The following is a 21,035-nucleotide window of genomic DNA, read 5'->3' as shown; positions in this document are numbered from 1 at the left end:
TTGATATTCAGTTGTTATACAGTTTTATACCTTGAAATAAAATAAGTTGAAATGAATAATAAGTTTTTTATATTTAACCTTGCAACCCAGGCTATATGACTATCATCCAACAAATTGCCAAACATTTCAGAGACGTTCATTTTGGGGGTAACTGGACCACGGTGAATGTAAAAGACACTTTAACTACTGTAAACTGGCAGCAGGCAACTACCAAAGTATACGAGTTAAATACGATTGCAGCACTGGTATATCATATCAACTATTACGTAAATCCTGTTTTAAAAGTATTGCAGGGAGAGGTATTGGTGGCAAGTGATAAATTCAGCTTTGATGTGCCGCCCATCACTTCGGAAGAGGAATGGTTAAGCCTGGTTACTAAAGCATTAACCGAGGCAGAGCTGTTTGCGCAACAGCTGGAAAAACTGGATGAAACGAAGTTGTTTGAAGACTTTACTGATGTAAAATATGGAAACTATTGCCGCAATTTAATGGGCATTATTGAACACACGCATTATCACCTGGGTCAAATAGTGGTAATAAAAAAAATATTGAGTTTGCAATGAAATGGACAGATATAGCGCTGAGAATATTGAAAGGAGAAAGGAATATTTCCTCCCCATTTGATGAGACTAGTATTATTGAATACAGGTTTATCATCCATGATACCCAAAGCCGGCTTGGCTATTTACAGTTGTGGTGCCCAACTGCTAAAAAGGGTTATATTTTTACAGGCAGGTTAGCCGCGCCAGATAATGAACCGAATGTAGTGCTGACGACTGATATTGATCAATTGCCGGATGATATCGCCTGGCAATCCAGTATATTTTGTAAATAGTTGTAAGCTATGCTTTCTCTAACTGCCTGGCACAAAACGCATTAAATACTGCTTCATTTACCTCAGTAATCACTTCGGTTTGAAGCAGCTTATTGTTCTTGTAATCCAGCGTTAGCAGCGTGTCTTTCAGTACTACGTTGCTTAACAGGTTCCAGGCTATCTTTTTTTCCGGTAAACCACCAAAAATAATGGCATCAGGTGAAAAAGTAACCGTTTGCGGGGTTTTGGCCTTTTTTTCCAGCAGGCCGGCAGCGATATACAATAATGCTACAAACACATTGCCGGTATTGGGAAGCAGCCAGCCCGGGGCGGCTATAAAAAAGGCATAGCGGATAAAGTAATGGGGCGATTTTTTAACCTGGGACTGTAAATACAGGCGATAGCCGATAATGCCTGCTACCAGCAGGCCGTATATAGCAGCAACATACAATTGCTGATAATGGTAGATGATGAGAATAAACTCAATTACCGAAAAAAGCAGCATGAGGTCTGCCACTATATTATAACTGCGTAAACGCTTTAGTGGAAGCGTAACCACAAAGCTGTTTGTATCACTCATTAATTCAGGTTGCTTTTAACTAACAGGTTACACATGCGCCAGATAATATGTGCGCCTACGTTGGCGTCCCAGTTGCTTTCGCCTACGCCTACTTCTACAAGGTCAAAGCCTATCAGTTTCCGGCCGCTGTTAATAATGCATTTAAAAAGATACAGTACCTGCTCCAGTTCGTAACCACCGTGTACAGGGGCGGCGGCGTTAGGGCATAGTTTGGGATCCAGCCCGTCTACGTCAAAGCTGATATGTACTTTGTCAGGTAATTGTGCTACTATTTCATTTACCACCTCACGCCATGTTTTACCCTCGTATAAATCTTCTTTTATTTTGCGGTCAAAGAAGGTGGTTACACGGCCGGTGTTGGCCTGCAGGTAGCTCCATTCTTCTTCGCTAAAATCCCTTACGCCTAACTGAACCACTTTTTTCAGCTCAGGAATTTCGTTGAGGGCATTATACATGACAGAAGAGTGGGAGTAGTTGAAACTGCAATATTTGGGGCGTAAATCGCAGTGTGCGTCTAATTGAAGAATACCAAAGTCACCGTGTTTTTCCGCCTGGGCTTTCCAGTAACCGAGCGCGGTGCTGTGGTCGCCACCAATCAACCCTACCAGTTTATCTTTCTCCAGGAGGTCGCGTGTTTGCTCGTACACCCACTTGTTCATCAGCTCACTGCCTTCGTTTATTTCCCGCAGGCTTTTGCACATGAACTTGTTCTTATCTACATCATCACCTTTCGAAACATAATCCAGGTACAGTTCGGCTTCTTTACGCAGGTAGTCACTTTTTAATAGCACTTTCCTGTTGATATCGCGCATGTATATACCCTTACGCCATGCATCCGACACATCTGCGTCGAACAAGTCAACATGCATGCTGGCTTTAAAAATATGATCTGCACAGCGTGCAGTACCTGCGGAACAACTGATAGTCACTTCCCAGGGTACCGGTAACAATACCAGGGCCGCGTCTTCTTCAGTAAATGGTAGGCCGAATATATTATTGTGCGGATTGCCTGCAACGTTGGGATTGAATCCCGATATATCTTCCATGTCGCGATTTTACAAACGGGATGCAAGTTAGGCCAATTTTTAAATTCGAACAGTTAAAAAAAGCTTTCGGTGTTTTTTAACTATTAACAACTGTTTGCTTTGGTGGGCTTTTAACAAAAAGCCTGATGTGTATCAGCATTTAACATAGCATTTTGGGCTAATTTCGCCGCTGAAATCAAATAAAGTCCTCCAGATGAAGAAAACCCACATTATAGCATTAGTGCTGATAGCAGTGGCCATGGCAGTACTCATCAGTTATATTGGTGATACGTCTACTTACGATACCATCGCTTCTGCCCGGAAGAAAGAAGGGAAATTTGTTCACCTGATTGCTAAAATGGACTTACAACAACCACTGGAATACGATCCTGTTAAAAATCCCAATTACCTCGCCTTTTCTGTGATAGACACACTGGGTAATAAAATAAAAGTAATCTACCACAATACGAAGCCCACCGATATGGAAAAAAGTGAGCGTATTGTATTGGCTGGCAGGGTACAGGCAGGGGTGTTTGAGTGTAAAGACATTATTTTAAAGTGTCCATCCAAATACAAAGATGATGTAAACCAGGCGCAGAAAAACCTGAGTGCTTCAGCCCCAACATCCGAAACTGTACCTGCTGCTGCTCAAAAGACGGCAGCGAAAGTCAACTATTAACCGGAATTTTCCGGTTCCACTTTATTGATCAAGCACATGAACTACATAGGTGAGCATTTATTACCCGGTAAGCTAGGACATTTTTTTGCAGTATTGTCGCTGGTAGCCAGCCTGGTAGCTACTATTGCTTATTACAAAGCAAGTAAATCAGCATTGCCACAGCCCGATCAACAAAGCTGGTTGCGTTTGGCACGACTGTCTTTCCTGGTTGAAACAGTGTCGGTATTGGGCATGTTCATCACCATTTACTTCATTGTATCCCATCACTATAACGAATATTATTTTGCCTGGAACCACTCGTCCCGCTCGTTACAGCCAGAATACCTGTTGTCCTGTATATGGGAAGATCAGTCGGGAAGTTTCCTTTTATGGAGTATCTGGCATTGTGTGCTGGGCTGGGTGTTTATCTGGCGCAATAAAAAATGGGAAGCACCGGTATTGACGGTGATTAACGTAGCGCAGTTTTGCATTGCTACCATGTTATTAGGTATTTACGTGTTGGGTTATAAAATAGGCAACAACCCGTTTATCCTGTTCCGGGAGCAAATGCCTAACCTGCCTTTATTTGCCAACCCTCATTATTTAAGTCTGCCCCGTGTGCATGAGGGCAACGATTTAAATACTTTATTACAGAATTACTGGATGGTGATTCACCCGCCGGTATTGTTTTTAGGTTTTGCTTCCACTATTATTCCTTTTGGTTTCGCTTATGCCGGTATGGTAAAACGTGATGCCAGCTGGACCAGCGATGCACTTTCGTGGTCGTCTTTTTCGGCAGCGATATTAGGTACGGGAATTATGATGGGGGCGGCCTGGGCTTATGAAAGCTTATCTTTTGGTGGCTATTGGGCATGGGACCCGGTAGAGAATGCTTCATTGGTTCCCTGGTTAACACTGGTGGCCGGTATTCACACCAACCTGGTATTTAAAAGCAGCGGCTATTCTTTAAAAAGTACTTACCTGTTTTATATTATCACCTGGGTGCTGGTGTTGTACTCCAGTTTTTTAACCAAAAGTGGTGTATTGGGCGATACTTCCGTCCATGCCTTTACCGATTCGGGAACAGGGACACAGCTGGTGTTGTTTGTGTTGCTGTTTTTTATACCGGGTATGGTGTTGTTTTTTAAAGAATACAAGCACATGCCCACCATCCAGAAAGAAGAGAACACCTATAGTCGTGAGTTCTGGATGTTTATTGGAGCACTGGTGCTTTTTCTGTCCAGCATTGTGATTATTGCCAAAACATCGGTGCCGCTGGTTAATAAAATATTCCATACACAGATAGCGCCGCCGGAAGATCCGGAGTTTGCCCATAACCAGATACAGGTGTTCATTGCCTTTATCATTGGCATTCTTACCGCTGTTACCCAATATTTTAAATACAAAGACACTTCCAAACAATACTTTGGCAAAAAGATCTGGTTACCTACATTGATAGCGTTGATTATCAGCGTAGCTATCAGCCTGTTTGGCGAAGTGCATTACGATAAAAAAGGCCCAGGCTTTTTAATAGCAATACACTTGTCCATTTTTGCCGCTGTGTATGCAGTGGTGGCTAATGCCAGCTATATATTCCAGGTGTTGAAAGGGAATGTAAAAGCGGCTGGTGCATCAGTGGCACACGTGGGTTTTGGGCTGGTGCTGGTAGGGGTGTTAATCTCTTCCAGTAAAAAAACAATCCTAAGCTGGAATACTACTGGTGTATCTACCTTGCAGGGAGATGGCAAAGAAAACCCGGCAGAAAATATTACGTTGTTTAAGGGCGTGAAAACCGACATGGGCAAGTATCATGTTACATATGTAACAGATTCTCTGAACCCGTACGATCGCAAGAAGTATTTCGAGCTGCAATTTGAAAATAAGAAAACAGGGGAAACCTTTAACCTGTATCCGGATGTGTTGAAAAACAACAAGGGTATGGAAGGGTACTCGCCCAACCCGGATTCCAAACACTACTGGAATAAAGATATTTTTGTTTATATCTCTTCCTGGCTGGAGGGCAAGCAGCAGGATACCGCTGCTTTTACGGCTAAAGCGGTGAAAGCGGGTGATACGTTGTTTTATTCCAATGGTGTATACATCCTCAACAAAGTAGAAGTAAACCCCAGCTGGAACAAACGCACTATACAACCGGGCGAAACTGCTATGATGCTGGATTTTACGGTTATCACCAAAGATGGCCGTCATTATGGCGCCACACCCGGCATTGCCATCAATGGCGATAATGTTCGTAACCTGCCTGATACAGTAGGTTCACAGGGGCTTATTCTGCAGTTTAATAAGGTGCTGGATGGTGGTAAGGGAAGGCTTGAAATTGGTATGAAGGAAGATAAAACCATGAACGACCTGCTTACCCTGAAAGTATACGAGTTTCCGTTCATCAATATTTTATGGATAGGGGTGTTGGTTATGGTGATAGGTTTTTTAATGAGTGTAGGGCAGCGGCTGCGGTTAAAAAACTAAGATTATCAATTTTTGCTTTTTCCTAACATTTCCATAGGGTTATTTTTCGAGGTATCTGGCATTAATAAGTAGGGTAATGTCTATATTTACCTTAGTTAAAAATAACATATCCTTGGTAAAGCCATGTATGGTCGTTTCGTAATATCTTTTTTTACAGTAGCCCTTGCATATCTGCCCTTTCAGGCACATGCACAAAACGGAAAGGGAGCTAATGACACCATCCGGGTAGACGCTTGCATTGAAGCCAACGGAGATACTATTCCCTGTTCTTTCCTTCCACCGCTTTATTTATATACGCATCTTACCCCTAAGTGGCGTAAGTTTCATGCGGAGTGGACGCGTCTGCGTAATGCCGTATATGTCACCTATCCTTATGCCAAAGCAGCTTCGTCTGTCATGAACGAAATTAACACCAAACTGGTAGGGGTCACGGATAAAAAGCAACGCAAAGCCATTATACATTCCCGCGAAAAGCAATTGAAAAAAGAGTTTGCCGATAAGTTAACCCAGCTATCTGTTTACCAGGGCAAGGTGTTAATGAAACTCATTTACCGGCAAACGGGTAATAACTGTTACGAAATCATAGATGAATACAAAGGCAGCTTCACTGCCGCATTTTACCAGACCGTAGCAGTGATATTCGGTTCCAGCCTGAAACAGGATTACGATCCGGTAGGTAAAGACCGCGCAATGGAGGGTATTGTGCAGGATGTGGAACGGATGTACGGTATAAGAAGATAAGTTACTTTTGCAGCCTAATTAAGGAACGAGTATGACAAAGGTGGATATTTTGGCGTTTGGAGTGCATCCGGACGATGTAGAATTAGGATGCAGCGGAACCATCATTGCTTCTGTACAGCAAGGTAAAAAAGTAGCCATTGTAGATTTAACACAAGGAGAATTAGGCACCCGCGGCACCGTAGAAACCCGTTATAAAGAAGCGGCCGATGCAGCACGCATTATGGGAGTGGATTGGAGAGAGAACCTGAAAATGGAAGACGGTTTTTTTCAGATCAACGAAGCCAACATTCGTAAGGTAATTACTGCGATTCGTAAATATCAGCCCGAAATTATATTATGTAATGCCCTGGAAGACCGTCACCCCGATCACGGCCGTAGCTCGCAGCTGGTAGAAGAAGCCGCATTTATGTCAGGTTTGCGTAAAATTGAAACTTCTCTCGATGGGGTTGCACAGGATGCCTGGCGCCCTAAATATGTATTCCATTATATCCAGGATCGTTACCTGAAACCCGATTTTGTGTTTGATATCTCGGCCCACATGCAGCAGAAAATTGCAGCGGTGCAGGCATATACCACGCAGTTTTATACTACACAAACCGCTGATGATGAACCACAAACGTATATTTCTACCCCCGATTTCCTGGAAACCGTTAAAGCGCGTGCGCTGATGCTGGGTAAAAGAATAGGAGTGAGGTATGCGGAGGGGTATCTGACCAAAAAAATGGTGGGAGTCACCGACTTTAATTCTTTTGTTCAGGAAACTACCTGATGAATATTATACGTTAATATTTTTCTCGTCAGGGGTTTTACGCTTTCATTTAGCGATATTTGCGAAATTATTTAATACTTATACGTTTAACATGCTCACACCTAAGTTTGCTCATGTAAAACAGTCTTTTCATGTGGAATTGAAAAAGCGGATCAACGAGTATTTTACCACTACCGGTAAAAGCACTACGGGGGGGATCAGACTGTTTTCCAAGGCCTTGTTTTTAATTCTGGCCATTACTTACACTTACATTCAGTTAGTGTTTTTCACGCCGGGTGTGTTAGCGTCAGTAGGGTTATGCATTCTGATGGGCCTGTTAGTTGCGTCGATAGGATTTAATGTAATGCATGATGGTGGTCATGGAAGTTTCAGCAGGTCTACTGCAGTGAATAAAGTAGCCGCTGTTACAGCAGAGATATTAGGTGCCAGCCACTTTATGTGGAATATGAAGCACAACGTTATTCATCATGCCTTCACCAACATTGATGGTATTGATGATGATATTGATGCCAAACCATTCTTACGCATGACTTCTACGCAGAAGTATTACAAAATGCACCGTTTTCAGCATGTTTACTTTATAGTGTTATATGCCATCTTCCATTTGTACTGGGTGTTGTTCAGCGACTATAAAAAATATTTCAGCGGTAAAATAGGCGAAATGCCTATTAAAAAAATGAAACCCGTTGATCACCTTACTTTCTGGGGTTTTAAACTGGTGCACTATGCGCTGTTCTTTGTTATCCCTATTGTAGTGTTGGGTTTTTCTACATGGATTATCGGTTTCAGCATTGTATCATTAATAACCGGTTTTACTTTAAGTATTGTTTTCCAGCTGGCACACACGGTTGAGCATACTGAATTTCCGATGCCGGATGAAGGTGGTCGTTTACAGGATGAGTGGGCTGTTCACCAGTTAAAAACCACTGCCAACTTTGCTACCCGTAGCAAACTGGTATCCTGGTATGTAGGTGGTTTAAACTTCCAGGTAGAGCATCACCTGTTTCCTAAAATTTCGCACATACATTATCCTGCCATTAATAAGATTGTGAAACAGGCATGTGCAGAGTATAATGTGGTATATGTAGAATATCCAAGAATGTCCAGTGCTGTTATTTCTCATGTGAACTTTTTAAGACAGATGGGGAAAGCATAAGCCGGGATACATCCAACATATCAGCATAGCCCGGCCTTTTACATGGCGGGCTATTTGCTTATTATTTAAATCCGTAATTGTAATCATTATTCTTATAAGCTAATTATGTCAAAGGTGAAAGTAGGATTGGTGCAAACGACCTGCACCGCCAACAAACAGGAGAACCTGGATAAGGCGATCGTTAAAATACGCGAAGCAGCCGCTAAAGGCGCACAGATAGTGTGTTTGCAGGAACTGTTTACATCGTTGTATTTCTGCGATGTGGAAGATTATGATAACTTCAAACTGGCAGAAGCCATCCCTGGCGAAAGCACGGATGCATTAAGCAAAGTAGCTGCCGAGCTGGGTGTAGTGATTATTGCTTCTCTGTTTGAGAAAAGAGCACAGGGCCTGTATCACAATACTACTGCCGTGCTGGATGCCGATGGCAAATATCTCGGTAAATACCGTAAAATGCACATCCCCGATGACCCGGCTTATTACGAGAAGTTTTACTTCACGCCTGGCGATCTGGGGTATAAAGTATTCAAAACCAAATTTGCTACCATAGGAGTTCTTATTTGCTGGGATCAGTGGTATCCGGAAGCTTCCCGTATCACTGCCCTGATGGGAGCCGAAATTCTGTTTTATCCTACTGCTATTGGCTGGGCTACTTCGCAAGACGAAGCCACCAATGTGGAGCAATACAACGCCTGGCAAACTATTCAGCGCAGTCATGCTGTAGCCAATGGCGTACACGTAGTAAGCGTAAACAGGGTAGGGTTTGAGCAGGATGGTTTGATGAAGTTCTGGGGTGGTTCGTTTGTAGCCAATCCGTTTGGCAGCATTATGTATCAGGCTTCGCACGATCAGGAAGAAGTGGTGGTGCAGGAAGTGGATATTGCACAAACTGACCGCTACCGTACACACTGGCCGTTTATGCGCGACAGACGTATAGACTCGTACCAGCCTATTACCAAACGTTTTATTGATGAAGACTAATATGCAGCAAACTCCTAAAGAACTCGGGTACTATTTCCCGGCAGAATTTGCACCTCATAAAGCCACCTGGTTAAGCTGGCCACACAAAGAAGCCAGCTGGCCCGGTAAACTGGATAGCATTTATCCTAACTACAGCCGTTTTGTATATTACCTGGCATTAAGCGAGATGGTATGCATTAACGTAGCCAACGCTGCCATGCAGCAAAGTGCTACAGAGCATTTGGAGAAAGCAGGTGTGGACATGAATAAGGTGCAGTTTTTCCTGCATCCTACCAATGACGCCTGGTGTCGCGATCATGGTCCGGCTTTCCTCATCAATCCTACAGCGGAGCAAAAAAAGGTAATTGTAGATTGGGGTTATAATGCCTGGGGTGGCAAATACCCTCCCTTCGATCTGGATGATGTAATTCCTACTTCTATTGCCAACGCTTACAATATCCCGGTATTTCATCCCGGTATTGTAATGGAAGGCGGTTCTGTAGAGTTTAATGGCAAAGGCACGGTATTAACTTCTACCTGCTGCCTGTTAAATCCTAACAGAAACCCGCATCTGAATCAGCAACAGATTGAAGAATACCTGTATAATTATTACGGTCAGGAGCAGGTATTGTGGGTGCCGGAAGGTATTGTAGGTGATGATACCGACGGGCATATTGATGATACTATCCGTTTTGTAAATGAAGACACGGTATTGACCGTAGTGGAAGACAAAAAGGAAGATGAAAACTACGAACTGCTGCAGCAAAACCTGGTTGCCTTAAACAGCATGCGTTTACTCAATGGCAAGCAATTGAACATTATCGAATTGCCCATGCCGGATGCAGTAGAGTACGACGGCCAGCGTTTACCAGCTTCTTATGCTAATTTCTACATTAGTAATAAGCACGTAATTGTGCCTACTTACCGTTGCAATAAAGATGATAAAGCATTGGAAATCATTGCCGGCTGCTTCCCGGGCCGGGAAACGGTGGGTATCGATTCCACAGATATTATCTGGGGACTGGGCAGCTTTCATTGCTTAAGTCAGCAGGAGCCATTGGTATAAACAATTTATCGATTTGATATTCAGCGTGTGTGCCTAAAACGTACACACGCTTTTTTATGCAAGGAATAGATAGTCATGCTATTATATTGGCAAAGGCATTATTATATGTTATAATTATCCTTATTTAAGGGAGGGTGCGCTGTTTTCACTAATTCTATTTTCGCCCCTGACTAATTATTATATAAGTTAAACACTTAACAATGAAAAACCTTAAAACCTTAGCGCTGATTGCGTTTTCTGTTATCACTTTCGCTTCTTGCAGTAAAAAAGACGACGCTCCTGCTCCGGCTGGTTCGTTTACCTATGATTCTCAAACCTATAGCCTTACTAATGGTTATTATTTTGAAAACAACGGCCATGGCGAATTAGGGTTTATTAATGCCGACTTTACATCGCCGTCTTTTGACACTAGTGCTAAATACACTGCTGTGGATTTTGACTTTGATTTTGCAGAGCCGCCAATCGGAACATATGAGTACAAGATATACTCAGACGCCAATTATGACAAAACAAAGAACTTTTCTTACGGTGATGCTTTTATCAATATCAAGATAAGTGAATCACCTATTCAAGTTAAAAGCGGAACGGTAATACTTTCTAAAAGTGGCAGCACTTACACGGTTACTTTTGATGTAGTAATGGAAAATGATAAACCATTGAAAGGCTCCTTCACAGGCCCGGTTACTATTCTGTAAATAAGCAGGTTGTTTTAATATAATCCCAATAACGTCGCAGCGAAATCAGCGACGTTATCTTTTACCGGATCGTCATAGGATTAGATATGTTTGGTAAAATTATATAATTAATAATCCTTATTTAAGGGAGAAGACGTTATTATGGGTAATTCTATTTTCGCACCCGAACTAATTCTTATATAAGTAAAACACTTAACAATGAAAAGCCTTAAATCCTTAGCGCTGATTGCGCTTTCTGTTTTCACATTTGCAGCTTGTAGTAAAAAAGATGATGCTCCTGCCAACAGTGGTTCGTTTACTTACGATTCTAAGTCTTACGGTCTGACCAATGGTTATTTCCTTAACTGGGGTACTGATGGTGGTGAGCTGGAATTAATTTCTGCCAGTTATGAAACTCTTATATCTAATCCTACTGGTACTTACAACGCTATTGATGTCGATTTTGTTGATTCAACTATCCAGGTAGGTACATTTACTTACAAGTACAAGTACGACGAAACTTTCGACAAAACTAAAAACTTCACAAGCGGTACTGCTTATATCAACGTTTCAGCTAACGGAAGTTCTGGTGGTGTTAATTTTGTTGAAGGCTCAACGGTTATCGTTACTAAAAATGGTGATGGCTACTCTGTATCCATTGATGCTAAATTAGAAGATGGCAAAACCCTTACAGGTACCTACTCTGGTTCTGTGGGCGTGCTGAACGACTAATTTTACCGGTAAGTATTTATAAAAGCATGGGCTTTACAGTAATGTAAGGCCCATGCTTTTTTATGTCTGTTGCTTAGGGATTTGTTCAATAAACAAAAAAGCCACCGGAATACCGGTGGCCAAAAAAGGATTAAGGTTTCAACTCTCATGTGCATTGTTTCCAATTGCATTCCAATTTTCCTAATGCTGCAGGGCTAAAAACAGGGGTATGTATACTATTGCTATTGATCCAGTTACTAATTGTTAGTGCAAGTAAACAAGAAAAAACCATTTGTAAATCAGCTTCTAATCATTTTAAGCCCTACTTAGTGCACCTTTAAGCGCGCTTTAAAAAGGACGTACTTATTTTAATTGTTTTTAATGTATTTCGGCGGCTGGAAAAATAGTTAGCAATGCAACTAACAGTTGTTCGGAGTTGCTGTATATTTATAAAAGTAAAAACTACAGCAATATGGATTTTCAATTCAATGAAGAGCATTTGATGATTCAGAAAGCAGCGCGGGATTTTGCGCAAAACGAATGCTTGCCAGGTGTTATAGAACGGGACGAAAAACAACAGTTTCCTAAAGAACAGATTCTAAAACTGGCCGATTTAGGCTTTATGGGTATGATGGTGAGCCCCGATTATGGCGGGGCGGGTATGGATACCATCAGTTATGTGCTGGCTATGGAAGAAATCAGTAAGGTGGATGCCAGCGTAAGTGTATGTATGAGTGTGAATAACAGCCTGGTATGCTGGGGGCTGGAAGCCTATGGCAATGAAGAGCAGAAACAACAATATTTAACGCACCTGGCGCGTGGCAAAAAAGATGGCGAATTGCATATCGGGGCTTTTTTGCTCAGCGAGCCGGAAGCGGGAAGCGATGCTACCTCGCAACGTACCACAGCAGAAGACAAAGGCGATTACTACCTGCTGAATGGAACCAAAAACTGGATTACCAATGGCTCTTCTGCCAGTGTTTACCTGGTAATTGCGCAAACCGATGTTGCTAAAGGTTCACATGGCATTAATGCGTTTATTGTAGAAAAAAGCTGGCCAGGGGTAACGGTAGCCGGAAAAGAAAATAAAATGGGTATTCGCGGTAGTGACACCCACAGCATATTATTTAATGATGTAAAAGTGCCTAAATCCAATCGCATAGGCGAGGATGGTTTCGGGTTCAAATTTGCCATGAAAACCCTGGCGGGTGGACGTATAGGTATTGCTTCACAGGCGTTAGGCATTGCCAGCGGCGCTTATGAGCTATCTGTAAAATATGCCAAAGAGCGTAAGGCTTTTGGTAAAGAAATTATGCAGCACCAGGCTATACAGTTTAAACTGGCCGATATGGCTACCCGTATAGAAGCGGCCCGGCTGTTATGCCTGAAAGCAGCTTACGAAAAAGACCAGCATGTTGATTATACTTTAAGCGGGTCTATGGCCAAGGTATTTGCTTCTGAAGCAGCTATGTGGGTGGCTACAGAAGCGGTGCAGGTGCATGGCGGCTATGGTTTTGTAAAAGAATACCATGTAGAGCGTATGATGCGGGATGCTAAAATTACCCAGATTTACGAAGGCACAAGTGAGGTACAACGTATTGTAATCAGCAGAAGTATATTGAAGTAAGCTGCATGTGGCATTTTGTTTGCTGCAAAGAGCCTGTGCAAAAAATAACATCCCTTTTCCTGTCAGTATGGCTTATCTCCACCGCTTGTGCGGCAGATAGCTTACAGTTAAGCCAGGTATTACAACGCATCCGGAAACTACAGATACAACATACTACCAACGATTTTCCTGCCGGCATATTTCCTTCCTACAGGGAGTATAATGGCAGGAATATCATGCGTAGCGATGATAATGCCTTTTTTACAGGGCTGGTGGTGCTTACCCTTCAAAACCTGCGCAGCTATCTTTCTCCTGCCGATCTGCTTGTTTGTGATTCTATCAGTAGCGAAGCGGCTGCCATCTATCCATTATTTCGCAACAAAACCGGCCGTAGCACTTACAATTTCTGGCGTACCAACCCACCGGTGGTGTTTCCCAATGGCGGTTGGCTAAACTGGATGAACCGATCGCATGCCCTACCGGATGATATAGATGATACGGCTATCTTGTTAATGGTGATGAATGCACCAGACTCTACGGTTGCCGGGATACATGCGCTGATGCAGCACCATACCAACACCGGTAAAAAAAGAAAGAAAACCCGCTATAAAGATTACCGGGATATACCGGCTTACTCCACCTGGTTTGGTAAACGTTTTCCTACCGATTTGGATATGTGCGTATTGTCGAACGCATTATACATGTTACAGCGTTATCACCAACCATTCACTGCTGCCGATTCTGCATCGTTGCGGTTTATTACCACCGCCATTGATAACGGCCATTATATGGATAAGCCATCGTATGTGTCACCACACTATGCACGCACACCTATTATATTATATCATCTGTCGCGTTTAATGCAGGCAGGTACGTTATCTGCACTGGAGCAGCGCAGGCCTGCTTTAATAGCCGAAACTCAAAAGCAGTTTGCAGCAGCTGCAAACCCCATGGATAAAATATTACTGGCTATTTCTCTGTTGCGCTGGAAGCAACCGGTACCTGCTTTGGAATGGCATACAGATACCGATGTATTCAGCTACCTGGAGCAGAACGATTTTTCCTTTTTTATAGCCAACATGGCTTCTATTCTCACCGATCCTATTCGCCAGTGGGTAAGTGATACAGGGTTGGGCCGTTTTTATTATTACTGTCCTGCCTACAACAATGCATTATTGCTGGAATACCTGGCGCTGCAACAGCAGGCAGGAAAGTAAAGCGGTTTATCCCATCATTAATTACTTTTGCATAAAATGGAATATGGCTGTTAACGAAGAAGTGTATAAGGAGATTACAGATGAATTGTATGCCAGCAAGGTGACATTGGTAGCGGTGAGCAAAACCAAACCGGCCGAAGATATTCAGGCTTTATACAATCTGGGACAGCGCGATTTTGGCGAAAACTATGTACAGGAAATTACCGAAAAGCAACCAGAGTTGCCGGCAGATATCCGCTGGCATTTTATTGGTCATCTGCAATCAAATAAAGTAAAATACATAGCTCCGTTTGTGTATCTGATTCATGGCGTAGACAGCGAAAAACTGCTACAGGAAATAAACAAACAGGCGGCTAAAAACAATAGGGTGATACATTGTTTGCTACAGATACATATAGCTCAGGAAGAAACTAAATTTGGCCTGGATGCGGAGGAATTGCAACAATTGCTTACCAGCATTGTTTCCTATCCGGAACAATGGTCGCATATTCATATAGATGGCCTGATGGGGATGGCTTCTTTTAGCTATGATGCTCAAAAAGTAAGAGGGGAGTTTCAATACATACATCAACTCTTTCAGCAGCATCAAGCGCTTTCAACTTCCAATTGCCAGCTCCAGACTTTATCTATGGGCATGAGTGGTGATTATAAAATGGCAGTAGAGGAAGGCAGCACGATGGTGCGTATAGGTAGCTTACTGTTTGGCAAAAGAGAATATAATAAGTGACGGTACCTGTGGGATTGTATTACCAGCTTTTGAAAACAGTTGTATAGTCTTTCCATCCGGGCGGGAAGCTTTACGCTTTGGTTGAAAAGCTTTTCAGGTTCATTGAGAACCTTCACTACCTAATGGAGAACCTTACCGGTTCTTATGAGAACGTTCTCTACTTTGCCGTGAATGTTCTCCAATAAATCGGGAATATTCACGTTAGAATTGAAAACCTTCTCCATTCAACCGTGAAAGTTCACCGTTTTTCTGAGAAGCTTCACAGTTATACTGGGAATCTTCTCCATTGATTTGAAAACCTTCTCAGTTATTTCGAAAACATTTACGCTTCAGCCGGGAAGCTTCTCCACTCAACCGGTAAACTTCACGAATCAATGGAGAAACTTCACGGATCATCCGGGAAGTTTCACGGTTCGGCTGGGAAGACTGCAAAATGATGTGTACAGTCGTACAAGTTGCCCGGCATACTCTCCCAATCTTATTGCAGTTGTTACCGGGAGCCCGTCAGCTATTACGCATCTTCCGTAGTAACTACCCCTTATTCCGGTATTGTGTACAGGTAATAATGCAGTACTTCCCGGGAATAAATAAGAACTGTCGGGTATTGCGTCAGCATTGACAGAGCGTGCGTTTGTACTTACCATTTTTTCGTTAGTTCTGCACCGGCTTCCGGCAATAAGTATGCGTTTTCCTGCACTAATTACAGAAGACGTAGAAGTCTTGTCCGTTGTTGTGTCATTACTGCCGGGCTGTCCATTACAACTTGCGGGTATCGTCAAAGGAGAATTGATTCCTTTGTAAGTATGGTGCAAAGACCGCGCACAAACCTGTTATAAATTAGGAAGTATTATTAACGGCGGTGAAAGCATTTCCGGGTTTCGATCCATTGGTTATTTTTGATCCGGCAAGCTGTAGTATTATGAAGAAGAAAAAAGAGGTGGGAGTGCATGAGTATCTGGCGATGCTTAAAAAGGATGGCGTCTCTGATGCAAATGCCTTACAAGAGTTGGCTGCTATTTACCCGCTCTCTGAGGATGAATTAGCCTACCTACAGTATATAATGGAAGGCCGGCCGGTAAATACCAGTGCTGTTGACAATGAGATTGGAAAGGCGGTTTGTTTGATAATAATAATGCTGGGGCTAGCTGCTATGGCAATATTTATAGCTTATGCAGGTAATGTGGTTTTGTATCTGTACAATATATTAGCTATTAGCTTTTGCTTATTTGCTGCAAGCATTGTTGGATTAATCATTCTGCTAAAGCGCAAAAGAAAGCATACGCGACGCCTGGTGAATCGTTTTGCAACTACAAGGTCGTTTAGAAATAACAAGTCGGATAAAGGTAGAGTTAGCCTGGAATCAGATAGCGATACAGGTTTGTTTCATTGGGAAAAGGTAGGCATAAGTCCTTTTGCCTTTTTTCTTGTTCTTGTGCCGTTGCTGATATTATTTACGTTTAGCGACGTGCGCAGATATGTGAACAAAACCTATTTGTTACACAATAGTGACTGGGTAAAACTGTCCGGAAAACAGCTCAAAGCAGATTGTAGAGAAAGGGCCGAAGGAAGGGGGAGGGGGAGTAAAAGGTATGAATATTACGAGCTTCAATGCGAGAATGACAACGAAGTATATCGCTGGTATTCTTCTGACCATTTATCGTGCTTTGCGATTGGACGTTTGCCAATGAGAGATTGTAAGGCTTCTGAGTATATTGATATATGGCTGGACGCTGAAGGTGGCCATGTAATGGATATTGCTACAAAAGAGGGGCATATGCTTATGCTGGATGAAAGAAATGATGTGGCTACTTACACAATACATAATAAACTCAATATGTATGCGATATGCTACCTGGCAGGGCTTATGGCCATGGTGCCATTTTGCGTAAGAAGTTATAGAAATTCCATGCTTTAATGAATACCCTCATTGTTCAATACCCTTATAAACCATGTCATTAACAAACATAGAAAAGGCATTACAGTATCTTGATCTTCTTAAAAAAGAGGGGTGGAAGTATGAAGATGCTTTAACAAGTATCTTAGAGACTTACTCACTTTCGCAGGAAGAATATAGCGAGCTTATGCAGTTAATTGAAGAACTACAAAAGCATGAAACAGATGCGGACTTTAGGGTGGAATTTGGAGCCTCTCTTTTTCTGATAGTTGCTACAATGTCTATACTATGGCAGGCTATTATTAATGTAAACCGGCTTTGGGAGAATATAGCCTGTATTTTATTAGTGGGGGCGATTTTACTTTTTATAAAAGAACGGGGATCTGTTCTTTCCAAAGCGGGTCGCATATACGAACGCTGTGCCAATGCCTTCAACGGAAAATATTCGTTAAGCAAAAACAAAGTGGTTTGGGTAGTGGTTTTTGTATTTGTTTTTGGAGTAGTACCCTATGTTTATAATAAGAGTAGTCAAGCTTACCTGCTAACACGTGATAACTGGCAGTTGGTTCCGGATGTAATATTGAAAAGCGATTGCCGGGTGGTAGTTGACAAATCCACTAAACATACAGTAACCTATTATGCCTTTGAATGTGAAAATGAAGATGTATATCGATGGAATGAAGAAGTGCATATGCTTTGCTTTAAAGAAGGGTATCCCGAAGTGATGTATTTAAAAGGAGATACGCTGAGCTTATGGATTGAACCGGGTACACATCATGTGTATGACGTAGAAAAGAATGGAGAAAAAAGCCTGGATTTAGCACGAAGGAATAAAAAAGCAGAAGTAAGTACAGAACGAGGATTGAAAGGTGTGGCCATTTTCTGGCTTATAATATCATTTGTATGGTTGTTTACTTCTCATAAAAAGGTGCAGGCTTTCATTTTTGAGAGGCCCGATGAAGCAGTAGCTGTGGAAGAAGAGGAAGAATAGTCTACAACACTGCTTTATAAAAAATGCCTGTACACCAATGATGTACAGGCATTTCTATTATAGAAAAATCATTATCCGGTTACAATGTTTCCTTCAACCACTTGTAAAACTCGCGTTGCCATACAATGGCGTTCTGCATATTTAATACCCAATGGTTTTCGTCAGGGAAATACAGGAAACGGCTTTTAATGCCTTTCAGCTGTGCAGCCTGGAATGCCTGCTGACCTTGTTCAATAGATACACGATAGTCTTTGCCACCCTGGATAATCATAATAGGTGTATTCCATTTATTCACAAAGTTGCTGGGGCTTTGGCTGAACGAGCGTAGTGCCACAGCGTTGGTGCTATCCCAGTAAGGGCCACCTTTTTCCCAGTTTTCAAAGAACATTTCATCAGTAGTACCGTACATGCTTCTGAAATCGAATACGCCATCGTGGCTGATGAAGGTTTTGAAACGGTTGTTGTGCATACCTGCTAAACGGAATACAGAAAAGCCACCAAAGCTGGCGCCTACACAACCTAAACGGCTTTTGTCAACAAACGGCTCTTTGGCTACGTCGTCAATAGCGCTCAGGTAGTCGAACATTACCTGTCCACCCCAGTCTTTACTCACTTGCTCGTTCCATTTGGTACCATGGCCTGGCATGCCTCTGCGGTTAGGAGCTACTACAATGTAACCCTGTGATGCCATCAGCTGAAAGTTCCAGCGGAAAGAGTAGAATTGGGTTAAAGCCGATTGAGGGCCACCCTGACAATACAATAAAGTAGGATATTTTTTAGCCGGATCGAAATTAGGAGGATATACTACCCATACCAGCATTTTCTCGTTATCGGTAGTGGTAACAAACCTTCTTTCCGTTTTGCACATGCCTAATTTGCTGTAAGCTTCGTCATTTACATGGCTTAACTGGGTTTGCTTGCCGTTGGTAATATCTACTACATACAGTTCAGCTGCATGGTTAATATCGGTGCGGGTTACAATCAATTTATTACCCACCTGTGCCACAATGCTGCTGATATCAAAATCGCCGCTGGTGATTTGCTTAATATCAGGCATTTTCATCAGCATGCCCGGGTTGTCTACTACAAATAGTTGCAGGGTGCCGTTGATAGGGGCAATGAAAAACAGGTTTCTGTTATCCGTGCTCCATTGAAAGCTTTCTACATGAATATCATCCCGCTGTGCAGTAAGATTGGTACGGCTGCCATTGTTCAGTACTACCAGGTCTTGCTTATCGCTTTCGTAACCATCACGCTTCATGCTTAACCAGGCTAAGGTGCCGGCGGTATTGAAGGCAGGGTTTACATCGTAACCCAGGTTGCTTTCAGTCAGGTTTTTAGTAGTACCGGTGGCCAGATCGTATTCAAATAAATCGGTGTTGGTGCTTACTGCGTAGGCTGTACCAACCTGCTTTTTGGTAACATAAATAATCTTTTTGCTGTCAGGGCTCCAGATAAAATCTTCGTCGCCGCCAAAAGGTTTCTGAGGGCAATCAAACAGCTCACCAGCCATAATATCTTTTGCTTCACCAGCAGCTTTGCCATTGGCAGCATTCGCTACAAACACGTGGTCAAACTTTCCGTCTTCCCAGGTATCCCAATGGCGGTAGTTCAGTCCATCATATACCTGCACTTTGCTTTGGGCTAATTCAGGATATAAATCACTGCCATAGACCTTTTCCAGCTTTACGCCATCACTGCTGATGATGTGGCCACCATCAGGAGAAACACGGTTGTTTTCCAATAACGAATCGGCATTGGTAATTGCAACGGCTGTGCCACCGTTAACAGGTATTTTATATGTTTTTCTGTTGGTTTTGTTGGCCAGCACATCAGGCGTACCAACACTATATACTATGTATTTTTTGTCTTTCGTTAACCCCTGTGCATTCACACGCCCCAACTTCCACAACAACTCCGGTGTTAACTTATCCTGTGCCAGGCCCGCCAGGGACGACAATAACAGCCCTGTAATAAGAACATATTTCATATTAAATCCTGTTTTATAAGGTGCGCAAGATAATAAATAAGTAAGCGGGGGATGGAGCTTTATGCACATTGGTGGAACAGGGGTGGAATAAAATTTTATCAAAAAAGTTTGTGGGAATTGGAAAAGGTGTAGTTTTGCTAACGGTGTTAACTTATTTAATGGCGTAATATGGGAGTCAAAGAAAGAAAACTCAGGCAGAAGGAAGAGGTGCGGTGTCAGATAGTCTCTGCGGCCTGGGGTATTGTGAAGGATGAAGGATGGAATTCCCTGAGTATGCGTAAGATAGCTGACAAAATAGAGTATTCCGCCCCCATTATTTACGGGCATTTTGAAAATAAGGAGGCGCTTTTACTGGAATTTACGCGTCAGGGACATATAAGATTGCTGGAACTGGTAAAGGAATCCAAAGAAAAACATACCGATCCGGCCTTACAGCTGGAAGCGATGTGGATGGCCTACTGGGATTTTGCTTTTAGTAACCTGGAATATTACCAGTTGATGTTTGGAGTGGAAATGGGATGTTGTGAATGGCAGAACAATGAAATTCCGGAAGTTGGTGAGGGGAGGTTACTAATCAATGAAGTGCTGGAAACTCTCATCAAAAGCAGTAAACATCCCGAAGCAGATCCTTGTTTGAAGTTCTATAGTTTATGGTCAATCGTACACGGGCTTATTTCTATCAACATCACCCGTAAAATGTATGATGAAGATTCTTACCGGGAAGGAGGACATGGCGATTTAAACCAGGCAGTTTTAAAAGATGCCATCAGCGGCATTATCAGCCGGATTAAAGAATAACCTGGACAGTATAGTATAAAAAAGGAAGAATTAAAGGAGAGAAATTTTTTTTGTTCAACAGGTTAACAGTGATAAAAATGATTACAGTATTAATATTATCTCGTCACCAAAATGTGTCAATCATGTACAGGGTAGCAGGTTAATATTTTTTTTGGCCCTATTCATTAACAGTGT

Annotated in this window: 20 protein-coding genes; 17 read left to right on the top strand and 3 right to left on the bottom strand. The window is 42.4% G+C overall.

Features of this window, described 5'->3' with window-relative positions; translation table 11 throughout:
* Positions 1–95 precede the first annotated feature (95 nt).
* Positions 96–563: a DUF1572 domain-containing protein gene (locus FLA_RS18790; RefSeq protein WP_076378933.1), complete on the top strand. Its 468-nt coding sequence runs from the start codon at positions 96–98 to the stop codon at positions 561–563.
* Positions 560–835 carry a hypothetical protein gene (locus FLA_RS18785; protein WP_076378931.1) on the top strand — a complete coding sequence of 92 codons (276 nt, stop codon included), beginning with the start codon at positions 560–562 and terminating at the stop codon, positions 833–835. The genes FLA_RS18790 and FLA_RS18785 overlap by 4 nt, the downstream gene beginning before the upstream one ends.
* A gap of 7 nt (positions 836–842) precedes the next feature.
* Here the strand turns inward: FLA_RS18785 and FLA_RS18780 are convergent, their stop codons facing one another.
* Together FLA_RS18780 and FLA_RS18775 are read right to left on the bottom strand one after the other, a co-directional pair.
* On the bottom strand, positions 843–1,394 hold the full coding sequence (locus FLA_RS18780) for a hypothetical protein (protein ID WP_076378929.1): 552 nt from the start codon (positions 1,392–1,394) through the stop codon (positions 843–845).
* Complete coding sequence (locus FLA_RS18775) at positions 1,394–2,440, bottom strand: arginase family protein (RefSeq protein ID WP_076378927.1); 1,047 nt, start codon at positions 2,438–2,440, stop codon at positions 1,394–1,396. The genes FLA_RS18780 and FLA_RS18775 overlap by 1 nt, the downstream gene beginning before the upstream one ends.
* Before the next feature lie 193 nt (positions 2,441–2,633).
* Between FLA_RS18775 and FLA_RS18770 the strand changes: the two genes are divergently transcribed.
* The 14 genes from FLA_RS18770 to FLA_RS18705 all read left to right on the top strand — a co-directional run bounded on the left by FLA_RS18770 (position 2,634) and on the right by FLA_RS18705 (position 18,073).
* Positions 2,634–3,098: a cytochrome c maturation protein CcmE domain-containing protein gene (locus FLA_RS18770; protein WP_076378925.1), complete on the top strand. Its 465-nt coding sequence runs from the start codon at positions 2,634–2,636 to the stop codon at positions 3,096–3,098.
* Positions 3,099–3,134: 36 nt separating this feature from the next.
* Complete coding sequence (ccsA, locus tag FLA_RS18765) at positions 3,135–5,561, top strand: cytochrome c biogenesis protein CcsA (RefSeq protein ID WP_076378922.1); 2,427 nt, start codon at positions 3,135–3,137, stop codon at positions 5,559–5,561.
* Positions 5,562–5,684: 123 nt separating this feature from the next.
* Complete coding sequence (locus FLA_RS18760; RefSeq protein ID WP_076378920.1) at positions 5,685–6,302, top strand: DUF4294 domain-containing protein; 618 nt, start codon at positions 5,685–5,687, stop codon at positions 6,300–6,302.
* A gap of 31 nt (positions 6,303–6,333) precedes the next feature.
* On the top strand, positions 6,334–7,071 hold the full coding sequence (bshB1, locus tag FLA_RS18755; protein ID WP_076378918.1) for a bacillithiol biosynthesis deacetylase BshB1: 738 nt from the start codon (positions 6,334–6,336) through the stop codon (positions 7,069–7,071).
* Between the two features lie 91 nt (positions 7,072–7,162).
* Entirely contained in the window at positions 7,163–8,227 is a 1,065-nt protein-coding gene (locus FLA_RS18750; protein WP_076378916.1) for a fatty acid desaturase family protein, read from the top strand.
* A gap of 105 nt (positions 8,228–8,332) precedes the next feature.
* Complete coding sequence (locus FLA_RS18745; RefSeq protein WP_076378914.1) at positions 8,333–9,208, top strand: carbon-nitrogen hydrolase; 876 nt, start codon at positions 8,333–8,335, stop codon at positions 9,206–9,208.
* Positions 9,198–10,253, top strand: a complete 1,056-nt coding sequence (locus tag FLA_RS18740; protein ID WP_076378912.1) for an agmatine deiminase family protein — start codon at positions 9,198–9,200, stop codon at positions 10,251–10,253. Before FLA_RS18745 ends, FLA_RS18740 begins: the two co-directional genes overlap by 11 nt.
* Before the next feature lie 200 nt (positions 10,254–10,453).
* Entirely contained in the window at positions 10,454–10,948 is a 495-nt protein-coding gene (locus FLA_RS18735) for a hypothetical protein (RefSeq protein ID WP_076378910.1), read from the top strand.
* 198 nt (positions 10,949–11,146) lie between these two features.
* On the top strand, positions 11,147–11,659 hold the full coding sequence (locus FLA_RS18730; protein WP_076378908.1) for a hypothetical protein: 513 nt from the start codon (positions 11,147–11,149) through the stop codon (positions 11,657–11,659).
* A gap of 451 nt (positions 11,660–12,110) precedes the next feature.
* Positions 12,111–13,265, top strand: a complete 1,155-nt coding sequence (locus tag FLA_RS18725; protein WP_076379340.1) for an acyl-CoA dehydrogenase family protein — start codon at positions 12,111–12,113, stop codon at positions 13,263–13,265.
* Positions 13,266–13,300: 35 nt separating this feature from the next.
* Positions 13,301–14,461 carry a hypothetical protein gene (locus FLA_RS18720; RefSeq protein ID WP_144264025.1) on the top strand — a complete coding sequence of 387 codons (1,161 nt, stop codon included), beginning with the start codon at positions 13,301–13,303 and terminating at the stop codon, positions 14,459–14,461.
* 43 nt (positions 14,462–14,504) lie between these two features.
* Entirely contained in the window at positions 14,505–15,188 is a 684-nt protein-coding gene (locus FLA_RS18715) for a YggS family pyridoxal phosphate-dependent enzyme (protein WP_076378904.1), read from the top strand.
* 919 nt (positions 15,189–16,107) lie between these two features.
* Positions 16,108–17,103, top strand: a complete 996-nt coding sequence (locus FLA_RS18710; RefSeq protein ID WP_096511160.1) for a hypothetical protein — start codon at positions 16,108–16,110, stop codon at positions 17,101–17,103.
* 34 nt (positions 17,104–17,137) lie between these two features.
* Positions 17,138–18,073, top strand: a complete 936-nt coding sequence (locus FLA_RS18705; protein WP_076378900.1) for a hypothetical protein — start codon at positions 17,138–17,140, stop codon at positions 18,071–18,073.
* Between the two features lie 79 nt (positions 18,074–18,152).
* Here the strand turns inward: FLA_RS18705 and FLA_RS18700 are convergent, their stop codons facing one another.
* The gene (locus FLA_RS18700; RefSeq protein ID WP_076378898.1) at positions 18,153–20,063 is read right to left on the bottom strand and encodes a S9 family peptidase; all 1,911 of its coding nucleotides are present in this window, start codon (positions 20,061–20,063) and stop codon (positions 18,153–18,155) included.
* 168 nt (positions 20,064–20,231) lie between these two features.
* Here FLA_RS18700 and FLA_RS18695 point away from each other — a divergent pair, with 168 nt between their 5' ends.
* The gene (locus FLA_RS18695; protein ID WP_076378896.1) at positions 20,232–20,861 is read left to right on the top strand and encodes a TetR/AcrR family transcriptional regulator; all 630 of its coding nucleotides are present in this window, start codon (positions 20,232–20,234) and stop codon (positions 20,859–20,861) included.
* Positions 20,862–21,035 lie beyond the last annotated feature (174 nt).

This window comes from Filimonas lacunae (assembly GCF_002355595.1).
Lineage (GTDB): Bacteria > Bacteroidota > Bacteroidia > Chitinophagales > Chitinophagaceae > Filimonas > Filimonas lacunae.
Note: the sequence above shows the minus strand (reverse complement) of the source record. Positions and strands in the feature narration are given on the sequence as shown.